This window comes from Mycobacterium sp., from assembly GCF_039583805.1.
Lineage (GTDB): Bacteria > Actinomycetota > Actinomycetes > Mycobacteriales > Mycobacteriaceae > Mycobacterium.
Map to the genome: position 1 here is coordinate 1 of NZ_JAVKSH010000113.1, position 11,424 is coordinate 11,424.

Below are 11,424 nucleotides of genomic sequence, written 5' to 3' on the forward strand. Positions count from 1 at the left end.
AAGCAGGACCAGCCGATTTCGACCTCCCTGCCCTGAACAGCATGCGCCGAACGGCGGCGGCGTCAAGGCCCTACGGCAGCTGGTCCCATCATCGTGGCCAATGACAGCTGCGCGGTCGGGCTCCGCCCGAGCCTTGACCCCGCCGCCTACTTCGACGCCCCCAGCCAGGACCAGGAAGGCCGCAAAACGAACCGAAACAACAACCGACTGGGTCTTGACCGGCCCCGCTCCTTCAGGAATGACCTGTGCAAATGAGATCACGTGAACCCCCGAAAACCTCTGGTGCCCCAGCTCATAACCCAGAGGTCGCAGGTTCGAATCCTGTCCCCGCTACCAGTCGAAAACGGCCCCCGGAGGCTTCTCCGGGGCCGTTTTCATGCACGACGGGAACACTTTTGGTTACCGGTCGGGTTCGATCACCGCGCGCAGCTCGTTGGCGATCTGGTCGACCCGTAGCCGGCCGGGGCCTTCGTGGAGATTCTGCGAGCCCGGGCCGAACCGTTTCCAGGAGCCGCGCCGCGTTCGGTATCGCGGGTTGCCGAACAAGACGATGACCTCTTGCGGCGGCTTGTTGCCCAGCTCCGCTTGCCGGGAATGCCAAACGAGTCCCTGCAGTGGTGGATTGTGCTGCTGGGCAAGGGCTTCGATGACCAGCTGGCGTGTACACGGGTAGTGTTCGGCCGGGCTCGACACGACCTGGTCGCGCCGCAGGCCGAGTTTCTCCAGCTGCGGATCGCGAAGATCCCCCAGAACTGCCCTGGCCGGCACTTCGATATGCGCCAGAAGCTGTTCGCGGAGATGGTGGTCATAGCCGATCATGCTGCTCTGCTGATGCACGTCGTGAAAGACCGTCTCGAGCAGCACGGTGGTGCGTGTTTCGCCCAGGTACATGCTGGGCAGTCGCCCGCCGGTCAAGGGGTCGTCAATCGGTGCGAATCGGCTGTCACCGAATCCGGGGTTGAACTCGTCGTAGCCCCATCTCCCGTCGTACACGCGGTAGAGACGGCGTCCCTCGTGCAGGGTGGCTGTCTTCAGGAGCGGCAGCGTCGTGGCGACACGGCAGCTGGCGGGGTCCGGGCAGTCCACGTCTTGCGGCGGCGGGACCGACACTGGCGGATCGGACCTGCCCTATGCGGGCGGGGCCGCGGCGAACCGTCGGGCCGCGCGCAAGACCCGGTGCGGATCGCGGTGAGCGAGTTGCTCCGGGATGCCGCCGGACAAGAAGCTGGTGGGCTCGGTCAACCAGGTCCACACCGACCAGCCCTGCACGCCGCCTTCCTGGAGTGCCGCCAGGATCGGCTGCAGCTCCGGCCGAGGCTGGCCGTGTTCATCGAGTTGAAACGCCGGGATCACGGTGTCGCGGTCGTGTTTGACGGTGAACAGCTTGTGAGCGCTGCGCTGGCGCGCCAGCCAGGTTCTCGCGGTCGATTCGGTCGTGCCGCGGGCCTTTGCCAGGGACTGATGGGTGTAGATCGCTGTCGTGAGCAACGCACTGCGTCGGGCAGCGAGTTGTTGCATCTGGGTGAGGCTCGCGGGCGGCGTCAGACTCACCTGATGTCCCATCAGCGCCCGCAGCAGCTCCGCTCGATTGGCTTCCACGTGGTCGGCCCGCAGGGTTTGCAGGCTCGTGGCGACCTCTAGCACCCCTTCGACCTGCAGCTCGCGGATCAGGTCCAGTGCTTCGGTGAGTTCTGACCGGCTGACTCCCCGAACTTCGAGCTTGTCGCCGACCTCGGCGATGTCGTAACCGGCGGTCATGTAGCAAGTGTAGCGCAAAAGGCAGTATATCGCTTTTGCTACATATGCTTGTTGGCCGCCAGCCAGGCGAGCGAGGATTCGAGCGCGTGGGAAGCTGAGGCGTCGATCCGCGCTGTTCGGGGCGTCGTGCGCGATGGCATTGATGACAACTCGCCGGAACGCGAACAAAAGAGTTAGCTGCGATGACGACGGAGATCGAGCTCCGTCTCGTTGAAGCTGCAGCACCTGTCGCTCTTGAGAATGCGCGCGTGCTTCAAGCGACCGCACCGGTGCCGTCGCAGTCACTGACAGACGTCATTGACGGTCGTCATTGACATGTGCCAATGAGTGTTTTATCGTGCGGTCATGCCGTCGCCCAGCGCGATCACCGCAGTTCACCCGGCGGGAGGAAGCGTCCGGGAGACCCGACGGCTGGAAACGCGCGCACGCCTCTTCGACGCCGCGCTGGCCGAGATCGGCCGGGTCGGTCTGGCCCATGCCGACGTCAGTGCAATCGCCGGCGCAGCGGGGGTCGTCCGGGGAACGTTCTACTTCCATTTCCCGACCAAGGAACACGTGTTGGCGGAGTTGGAACGACACGAAGAGGTCAGGATCGTCAGCGAACTCAGGGCGGCGCACAACGGCCCCGATGACTTGTTGTCGGTGCTGTCACTTCTGGTGCAGCGCGTCGTTGCCGTGGAGCGTCGCTTGGGTCCGGTGGTCATGCGAGACATGTTGGGGTTGCACTTCTCCGCAACGCGCCCCGCTGAAGACGAACTGACCCAGCATCCACTGGCCCAGTGCGTCATTGCCGCCGTCACCGCCGCGCAGGACGCCGGCCGAGTCTCGGTTGAGCAGGACGCCACCGAACTGGGCGTGTTCTTCCTGACGGGACTGTTCGCGCTGCTGGCCACCGGCACTCACCAGTCTGCGGCGGCCGATGCCGTCTTGAGTCGGTATGTGACAACGATTGTCAAAGGAATGGAATCACGATGAACAGCAACGGAATCGACGGCTACCGGGACTTCTTGAAGAGGCGTGACGGGGAGGCCGACGTGCTCAATCGACGGTTGGCCAGCCGCGAGGAGTTCTTCACCAGCCTTGAGGCGAACCCCGTCCGATCACGCCACCCCGCCGACCAACCCACCTTCCTGCGCAACCTGCGCCGTCGGCGACCCGAGAAGGGCCTGGACAAGAAGATGTTGTTTCTCTTGGCGACCGCCAAGCTGAACCAGGCCGAACGCTTCGGCGTCGGCCTGGCTGAAACCTACGGCCTCAGCAGCGGCGACGACCTTCCGCCGGAACGGGTGTATCTCGAACTCGAAGAGCACTATCACACTCGCCTACTGGCATACGTGTTGGACGTGTTCGACCTGACCTTTCACGTGTTGCCGCCGCCCTTCGTGCTGCGCCAGTTCGTCAAGACGGGGGTGTTCCTCCCGGAGCGCCTCGGGGTCATGTTCATCGGCGCCGCCGAAATGGCCGGCTGCGTCATGTTCGACGAACTGCGCCGCGTCGGCAGTGAACTGTTCGCCGGCGAACCCGACGTCGCCGAACGCGTCGAGCGGATATACGACGAGATCCTCACCGATGAAATCGGACACGTCGGCTACTGCGCTTCAAGATGCACAGCACCCGAGCGGGCCGTCATGCGCCGGCTCTACCCGCGGATCGGAAGGCTGTTCGTACGCCAAACCCCGGAGATCGGTCTCCTTGTCGACGCCGAGAAGCTTCGCGCCCGCCTGGATCGGCCCTTCGCCGTCGAGGAACTGACCGCGGGATTGGACAACGAGACGTACCTCGTCGCACATCCGTAACGGGGCCGAAAGTCGTTCTGCCGCAGTCGGTCTAGTCCTGCTTGAGGATCAGCCGTTTCAGCGCCACCCGGTCGGGCGCCAGCAGCTCGGCGATCCGATCGTGGTTGAGGTCGGCGACGATGATCTCCCCGACCTCCTGGTGGACGTCACGGAAGATACCGTGCGACTTCATCTTCTCGGTCTGGTAGATGTTGTCCTCGGTGGGCGTGACGTAGTACACCGCGTCGGCCTTGAACCGGTGGACCAGCCACAGGTGGATCAAGGTCATCAGGCGCTTCTGCCGCAGCTTCTCGGAGAAGGTGTTCTGGTCGCGCACAGTGAGGATGCTGCGGCCGTGCCGATCTTTGATGGGGTCGACGACGACGTTGGCGAGCTGATCCTCGCCGTCGCCGTAAATGCCGAGTTCGAGCACGTCCGAGCCGGCGCGTCGCGGCCGCAGCGCAACGCGGAGCTTCTCGGCAATCTGGTAGTGCTCGCTCCACATCGCCAGCCATTCCTCCAGCAACTTCTTGGGCACCTCCGTCTGCACGAGGTGCTGATGCTGGGTGGAGCCTTTGCCCATCGCCTTGGTGGTCGCCGTGCGGCCCGAGGAGGCAGCCAGCGCGGCGTCGCTGCGCGGCCCGCCGACCAGGGTTTGCGGCGTGCGATACGGCGACTCGACCAGGCGCATCTTGCGTTGCAACCGGGCCAGCGCCAGCATGCCGTCCTGCAGCAGGGCGGTCGCGAACTCTTCGCTGGCCACGCCGTCCACCTGGTGCCCGCCGTAGGTGATGAAGTTGAAGACGAAGCCCATCTTGCCGAGCTCCTCGGGGAAGGCCCGCATCTGCTCGTCGGTCATGCCGGTGGTGTCCCAGTTGAACGACGGGGAGAGGTTGTAGGCCAGCATTTTCTCCGGGAACTCGGCGTGGATGGCCTCGGCGAACTGGCGCGCGTCGGCCAGGTCGGCGGTTTTGGTCTCCATCCAGAGCAGGTCGGCGAAGGGCGCGGCGGCCAGCGACTTGGCAATCGCATACGGGATGCCGCCGCGGACCTGGAAGTACCCCTCGGGGGTTTTCGCCCGCTCGCAGTCCCAGCCGGGGTCGGCTGCCAGCTCCCTGGCCTTCTCGCGGGCCGTGTACAGCGGCGCGCGCTCGGCGAAGCGCCGCCATTCCGCGCCGGTCATGGCGCGCGGTTCGCCCTCGCTTGCGGCGAATTCGAGGACCTCGGCAACCGCTTCGCAGAAGGTCATCAACCCGGCGTCGTCCTGCCAGGCCTCGACGAACTTCGACTCGACCTCGTCGAAGACGGCGTCGATCGAGCGCGCCTCGCCGTTCTGCCGGGAGGCGGCCGCCGCGGCGACCAGATCGGCGATGCCCTGGCGCTGCAGCCAGGCGTCGGCGGCGGCGTACTCGCCCTCGGGCAGGGCATACAAGAGGTGACCGTTGAGCTCGGTGAATCCGGCGTTGTAGAAGCGTCGCGTCAGCGCCAGGAAGCAGGACTTGTAGGAGGGGATCTTCAGGTTGGTGGTGCCGAGGATGAACGGCTGGTCGCGCTCGTCGGCGCGGGTTTCGACCAGGTTGGCCGCCTCGGCGTCCGTGCGCGCCACGATGATGCCCGGCACCCGCATCACGTCGAGCTGGAAGCGGGCGGTGTTGAGGCGCTTGATCTGTTCGTCGGACGGCACCAGAACCTTGCCGCCCTGATGGCCGCACTTCTTCGTGCCGGGGCGCTGGTCCTCGATGTGGTAACCGGGCACGCCGGCCTCGACGAAGCGCCGGATCAGGTTGCGCACGTGCGGGTCGCCGCCGTGACCGGTGTCCGCGTCGGCGATGATGAACGGCCGGTAGTCGACGGCCGGGGTGGCGGCGCGCTGCGCGTCGGTCATCTGCAGCCGCAGGTAGTGCTGGTTGCGGTCGGCGGTGAGCAGCGCGCGCACCAGCCCGGCCGCTTCCTCGGGCACCTGGCTCAGCGGGTAGCTGGCCAGGTCAGGCCCGGGGTCCTCGGTGGTGGACCCCTTGGCCGACGTCGCCCAGCCACCGAGGTAGATGCCCTCGACGCCGATCCGCTTCATGGCCACCGCCTGGCCCGGCGAGTACGGCCCGAACGTGGTGATGCTCTTGCGCTGGGCGAACAGTTCGCGCAGACGCGGGTAGAACGCCGTCGCCGCCTCGCGTGCCACGACGTAGTCGGCGGGGATGGTGCCGCGCTGCTCGACGACCTGGCGGGCCGAGTAGAGGCGGATGATCCCGTCGAAGCGTGGGCTGTCGAAGTATCGCTGCGTGTCGGCTACCGCCTGGTCAAAGTCCTGCCCGAACGGTGTCCGGTGCTGTGCCTCCGCTTCGATGCTGGCCATGGTCCTTCGCTCCTGTCCACCCCGGTCTCGCTGACACCGATGAGTCTATTGGCTGCGGTCACGCCCGCGGTTTCGGATTCCGCACCTGGGCACCCGGGGCTCGCAGACATCAGTGAGGTTTTCTCACTGGTAGTTTCCTCGTTGGAGGGTTGAGAGGACGATCGCGGCGGCGACGATTGCTCCGATCCTTCTGGGGCACAGGCGGATTCGACGTAGGCAGCGCCAGCGTTCTGTGAGTTCGGCGTTGGCGCGTTCGCCGAGCGCCCGCAGGCCGGTCAGCAGCGCGGTGTAGCCGGCCGCATCGGCGTCGAGATCGCGGCCTTTGACCGGGTGATGCACCCCGATGCCAGCGCCCTGGTAGCCCTTGTCGGTCAGCGTGGGTATGCCCTGGGCGGCGGCCTGATACAGCGCGCCCAGGCAGTGTTTTCGGGCGGCGGTGATGTCGTGGGTGCTGCCGGGCTCAACCTGACTCGACCACAGCGGGAACCCGGCCGGATCGGCCAGGATCGCCACGTTGCCGCCCAGGGTTTTGTGCTTGCCCGAATACCACCGGTGATGTCCCTGCTCGTTGCGCTCATCGACGCGATCGGTGTGGATCACGGTGCCGTCCAACACCCGATGCGACCAGCCTTCCCGCTTGGCCCGATCCAGCACGTCGTGCAGCTCAGGGGCCGCTTCGGCGGTCACGTCGATGGCTTCGTGCAGGTAGCGATACGCCGTGGAGATCGCCAGTCCGGCGTCGGCGGCCAGGATGCGGATCGCGGCGTCGTCGCGGAACCGGAGCAGCACCATCGTGGCCTGGGTGCAGTCGGTTCCCGCACGCCGTCCGGTACGGGTGCCGATCGCGCGGCGATGAGCGCAACAGGGCGGTCACCTGCAGCACGGTTTCCTCGGGCACGTCGCAGATGGCAGAGTAGGTGACCACGTGGGGTCCTTCCCTGTTCGGTGTCTTCGTCGAAACCGAACCTTCGGGAACGGACCCCACGTCCGTGCTCACGACACGCCCATCGCACCACCAATCACATCAGCATCACAGGCCCCAAGTGAGAAAACCTCATTGCATGCCCGTAACATCGATTATCGTTGAGGTAGTGCACCTGTCGCGTTTACGATACTCGAACACGGTCAATTGCGTGAAAATTGAGGCTTACACCGGTGGATCCAGTCGAAACCGGGGATGCTTCACAGTCTAAATCGCGGAAAGCCGCTCATCCGAGCCTGCACGGAAAATTAGAGTGACCCAGAAAGCTCCTAACCGGAAGAATCGTCCAGGAAGGTGGATGAGAACTCGAAGGGTGATTGTTTGACTCCGCTGCTGTTATCTGCTAGCACGCCCAGAGCGCCCTCGTTGTCACGGTTGAGCGACCACATAGACAGTTGGCCGAGGTCATTTTGTTGAGCGAAAGTGGTCAGCTGCTGGGCGTCAGCAATCGAGAAGATCTCGCTCTGGTCGTCGTTAATACCGATCATTGGCGTCACGCCGAGCATCGACCAGGCCTGGGCACTGGTCAGCGAGGGATACAGCGTCATCAACTGACCGTGGGTGGCGTCGGCCGCCTCGATCGCGTACTCGCCCATACCCGGGTTACCGCTCTGATCGAAACTGCCTCCGTAATCCATGGCCATGATGTTCACCAGGGAGACGTCCACGCTGTATTCCTTGGCGTCGTCAAGAGGAGGCAAACTGTCGGTCGGCAGACCCGTCGGCAGGACCGAAAGGGTGTAGGAGACGGTAACCGGCGTGCCGTCAGCCGCCTCTGTTGATTGCAGGTCCGCGATCGCCTGCGCCTGAATCTTCAGCGCCGCCATATTACCGAGCGCGGCGCCTTCAATGTCGAAGTCCAGGTGGTGGATATCGTAGGCGTTCACAACCTCCAGATAGTCGTTCTCCAGTCCGGACACGGTTTGTCCCGAGACGTCGGCGAGATCAGGCCCGTTGGCGCCGCCGAAGGAGATGGTGGGAGTAATTCCGTCGGCTTCCATCGACGCAATCTGGTCGTTGATGTAGGAGATCTGGGATCCGCCGTCAATGGCGTAGGCCGTATAGCCGCCCCACGACGGTTGATTTGCGCTATCCGCGACGACGAAGGCGAGCGTAGCGTCCTTGACTCCCGCATTTTCAGCGCCGGTGAAATCGAAAGCGGGGTACAACGTCGGGTCGAAGAACGGGTTGAACTTCACCGACGATGCACCGCCGCCGCCCGTCCCGGTGCTGGCCGGGGCTCCCGCGCCGCCGGTGCCGCCGGCGCCGCCGGTCGATCCGCTGGGGGGGCTACCCGGGGTTCCCGGGGAGCCGAGGACTGGGCTGCTGGTGTCGGCACCGGACTCACCGCCGGTGCCGCCCGCACCACCGAAGGCACCGGACAGCCCGCCGGCGCCGCCGTGACCGCCGACGCCGCCGGCGCCGCCGGGATTATCGGCATTGCCGCCGTTGCCGCCGTTGCCGCCGTTGCCGCCGACGCCAAACATCCCGCCCTTGCCGCCGTCGCCACCGTCGCCACCGGTGTATCCAGCTCCTGTACTGCCGCTAGTGCCGCCGGTTCCACCGGTCCCGCCGGTGCCGCCGTTACCGAGCAGCATGGCGCCGTGACCGCCGGCCCCGCCAGCGCCGCCTGTCCCGCCGGCGCCACCGGCACCGCCGATGCCGAAGAACGATCCGGTGGCGTTTCCGCCGGCCCCACCAGACGCACCAGCCCCGCCCTGGCCGCCGGCCCCGGCGATGCCGAACGCGCTGGCACCGCCGGCCCCACCGCCGGCCCCGCCGGCCCCGCCGTTGCCGAAGTAGGCGAACCCCCCGTTGCCGCCGGCCACGTTGGCTTGATCGGGGCTCCAGCCGGCCCCGCCGTCGCCGAACCACAACCCGCCGTTGCCGCCGTTGGGGTCGTTCGCGGTGCCGGGGGCGCCGTTGCCGATCAGCACGCCGTGCTGACCCAGACCGTGCTGCCACACCCCGTTGATCACGCCGTCGACCCCCGTCCCGACCGGGCTGGCGATCCAGGCCTGCTCGGCGCTGTGGATCGGCAGATACACATAATCTTCGAACAACTGGGTCGGCGCCGGCAAGCCCGCCACCGGGCCCGCGGCGGCCGCATCGGCGGCCGCCAGCCACCCCGACCTTCCCGCGGCCTGCTCCAGCGCGGCGGCCACATCCGCGGCGACGCCCGCGTCCACCCCGCCGAGCCCGCCGGCCACCGGATCGAGGACCGCATCCACGATCGGGTCGATCACCGCGTTGAACTCATCGGCGCGCGCCGGCGGCGCACCACCCAGCCAGGCTGCCACCACCGCGCCCAGCGATGCTGCTGCCACGCCCGCACCGGCCGTCGCCCCGCGACCACCCGTCCCGCCGCGGGCCCGCCGATCCAGTGTGCCTGCACGATGACCGCCCATCGCCGGACCTCAACATTCCACGGCGCAAAAGTTGAGAAGACACTGAGCCAACGCTTTAGCGACATTAATGGTCACATGTGCGGGCGAGGCTGTCAATCAAAAAGCGCATACCGATCAGCGCACCGGCCCCGCCACACATCGGTGGCGCGTGGCCGACGGGTTGCCGGTCGATCTCCCCGATGATGGGTCCATGCGGGTCTGCCGCGAGACCATCTACCGTTCGTCAGATGTCCAGGGGCGCGGGCATACGTGCGACGCGTGCCCGAGATACGGACATCCTTCCCACAGGACCGCCAGTCCCACCAGGCAGGTGTCCACCGTCAGCGGTCAACCCCGCGCACATCCTGGTCCCGCATGCGCAGCACGACCTTGCCCCTGGCGGTGCGGTCCTCCAGGGCGGCGATCGCCTCGGCGGCCTGATCCAGCGGATAGACCTGCGGCTGCGGGGCCGGCACCGTCCCCGAGGCCAGCAGCGGTTCGAACTCGGCCCACTGCCGGGCGAGGTGACCCGGATGCGTCATGGCCCACGCCCCCCAGCCGACGCCGACGGCGTCGATGTTGTTCAGCAGCAACCGGTTGACTTTGATCGACGGGATGTCGCCGCCGGTGAAACCCACCACCAGCAGCCGCCCGCCCTGCGCCAGGCAGCGCAGCGAGTCGGTCACCCGATCACCGCCGACCGGGTCGAGCACGATGTCGACTCCCCGCCCGCCGGTCAGCTCCAGCACGGCGTCTTTGAAACCGTCGGCCAACACCACGTCGGTGGCACCGGCCGCCATGGCGATGTCGGCCTTGTCCTGCGTGCCGACCACCGCGATGGTCCGCGCCGCGCCGAGCGCAGGCGCCAGCCGCAGTGTCGACGTGCCGATGCCGCCCGCGGCGCCGTGCACCAGCACCGTCTCGCCGTCGGTGAGCCTGCCCCGTTGGCGCAGCGCGAAATACACGGTGAGGTCGTTGAACAGCAACCCCGCGCCGGCGTCGAACGACAACCGGTCCGGAAGCCTGAACACCTGGTCCGCGGGCACCGCGATGACCTGGGCCATCGCCCCGTTGAGCATCGTCAGCGCCGCCACGCGGTCACCGGCGTGCACCGCCGCCCCGGCCGGCGCGCTGCGCACCACCCCGGCGGCCTCCCCGCCGGGGATGAACGGCAGCGGCGGCTTGTGCTGGTAGAGGCCGCGCGACTGCAGGACGTCGGGAAACGCGACCCCCGCGGCGTACACGTCGATGAGGACGGCGCCGTCACCGTCCGGCTCGTCGAGCTCGACGACCTGCGCGGCCTCCGGACCGTCGAGCCGCGACACCTGTACCGCCCGCATGGCAACCCCTTCCTGTCACCGACGAACCTATCCGCTCGGCGCGCGGCCGGCGCGCCGGGTGGCAGCCCGTTGGCCCGCCGCGGACGTGGCGCACCGGTCAGTTCCGTGATTCCGGGGATCGAGTCGCCCGCGGCTGACCGAATTCTTGGCCGCAAGCCTCGGACCTTGGTCCGCGGTGAGGCCATCCCGCATGTCGCCGGGCGCAGCCCGGCGTTCAAAGAGCGCGTGTGCTTGGCTGTCGGTGTCGGACCTACCGGCTATGCTTGGCGCGGGTTCGCAGGGCAGGACATCGCCCGGGGCCGGAACCCGAGCAGTATCAACTCGCGAGGCCGCTGGCAAGGCAGGTTGTGGCGCCCGCAAGGGACAGAGCGAGTCGGCCCGAACCGCCTCCAGCGGGTGGCCTACGGCGGCGCGGCTTGCCGCGCCGAGACAGCCGGACGCTGCGCGGAATCCTCCGACTTCAGTCGGGGGAGATGTCAACGTGCGGCAGCGTCGCCGCAGCGGAGGGGCTACACCTTCCATCACCTGGCCGCGGCCGTCGGCGCCGTGCTCAAGGCCACGCCGACGCCGTAGTGCGCCGGCACATCAGCCTGGCCGGCCGGACCGTGCCCACGTTGGTCATCGGCAGCGAACGCGACCGCTTGACGCCGTTGGTTCAATCCCGCCGCACGGCGGCGGCGGCGCCCAACCTGGCCGGGCTGGTCGTAGTGACGGGTGGACACTGCGCGATGCCGGAGCGCCCCTCGGCTTGTAGCCGTGCTCATAGCCGCGCGGGCGACGATGCAGAGTGAAGCGATGAGGAGGAGCCGTGCTCATAGCCGCGCGGGCG

At 67.2% G+C, this 11,424-nt stretch carries 7 protein-coding genes and 2 pseudogenes; 3 read left to right on the forward strand and 6 right to left on the reverse strand.

What is annotated here, in order from left to right; genetic code table 11:
• Positions 1-399 precede the first annotated feature (399 nt).
• On the reverse strand, positions 400-1,110 hold the full coding sequence (locus ABDW21_RS14250; RefSeq protein WP_343710598.1) for an RES family NAD+ phosphorylase: 711 nt from the start codon (positions 1,108-1,110) through the stop codon (positions 400-402).
• Positions 1,111-1,128: 18 nt separating this feature from the next.
• Positions 1,129-1,926 carry a hypothetical protein gene (locus ABDW21_RS14255; RefSeq protein WP_343710599.1) on the reverse strand — a complete coding sequence of 266 codons (798 nt, stop codon included), beginning with the start codon at positions 1,924-1,926 and terminating at the stop codon, positions 1,129-1,131.
• Between the two features lie 177 nt (positions 1,927-2,103).
• On the opposite strand from ABDW21_RS14255, the gene ABDW21_RS14260 reads away from it, so the two are divergent.
• Positions 2,104-2,733, forward strand: coding sequence for a TetR/AcrR family transcriptional regulator (locus ABDW21_RS14260; protein ID WP_343710600.1), 630 nt, complete (start codon positions 2,104-2,106; stop codon positions 2,731-2,733).
• Entirely contained in the window at positions 2,730-3,554 is an 825-nt protein-coding gene (locus tag ABDW21_RS14265; RefSeq protein ID WP_343602444.1) for a hypothetical protein, read from the forward strand. Before ABDW21_RS14260 ends, ABDW21_RS14265 begins: the two co-directional genes overlap by 4 nt.
• A gap of 31 nt (positions 3,555-3,585) precedes the next feature.
• Here the strand turns inward: ABDW21_RS14265 and aceA are convergent, their stop codons facing one another.
• The 4 genes and pseudogenes from aceA to ABDW21_RS14285 form a co-directional block, all read right to left on the reverse strand.
• Positions 3,586-5,886, reverse strand: a complete 2,301-nt coding sequence (aceA, locus tag ABDW21_RS14270; protein WP_343602442.1) for an isocitrate lyase ICL2 — start codon at positions 5,884-5,886, stop codon at positions 3,586-3,588.
• A gap of 123 nt (positions 5,887-6,009) precedes the next feature.
• Positions 6,010-6,811 (reverse strand): annotated as a pseudogene (locus ABDW21_RS14275) (transposase family protein).
• A gap of 326 nt (positions 6,812-7,137) precedes the next feature.
• Positions 7,138-8,847: a chitinase gene (locus ABDW21_RS14280; protein WP_343710601.1), complete on the reverse strand. Its 1,710-nt coding sequence runs from the start codon at positions 8,845-8,847 to the stop codon at positions 7,138-7,140.
• Positions 8,848-9,596: 749 nt separating this feature from the next.
• Complete coding sequence (locus tag ABDW21_RS14285) at positions 9,597-10,595, reverse strand: NADPH:quinone oxidoreductase family protein (protein ID WP_343602438.1); 999 nt, start codon at positions 10,593-10,595, stop codon at positions 9,597-9,599.
• 566 nt (positions 10,596-11,161) lie between these two features.
• Here ABDW21_RS14285 and ABDW21_RS14290 point away from each other — a divergent pair.
• Positions 11,162-11,386 (forward strand): annotated as a pseudogene (locus tag ABDW21_RS14290) (alpha/beta hydrolase); the annotation flags it as partial.
• Positions 11,387-11,424 lie beyond the last annotated feature (38 nt).

Bases quoted from the DNA above. Each gene is read 5' to 3' on its own strand.
- ABDW21_RS14260 (WP_343710600.1), top strand. From the start codon at position 2,104: ATGCCGTCGCCCAGCGCGATCACCGCAGTTCACCCGGCGGGAGGAAGC.
- aceA (WP_343602442.1), bottom strand. From the start codon at position 5,886: ATGGCCAGCATCGAAGCGGAGGCACAGCACCGGACACCGTTCGGGCAG.
- ABDW21_RS14285 (WP_343602438.1), bottom strand. From the start codon at position 10,595: ATGCGGGCGGTACAGGTGTCGCGGCTCGACGGTCCGGAGGCCGCGCAG.
- ABDW21_RS14265 (WP_343602444.1), top strand. From the start codon at position 2,730: ATGAACAGCAACGGAATCGACGGCTACCGGGACTTCTTGAAGAGGCGT.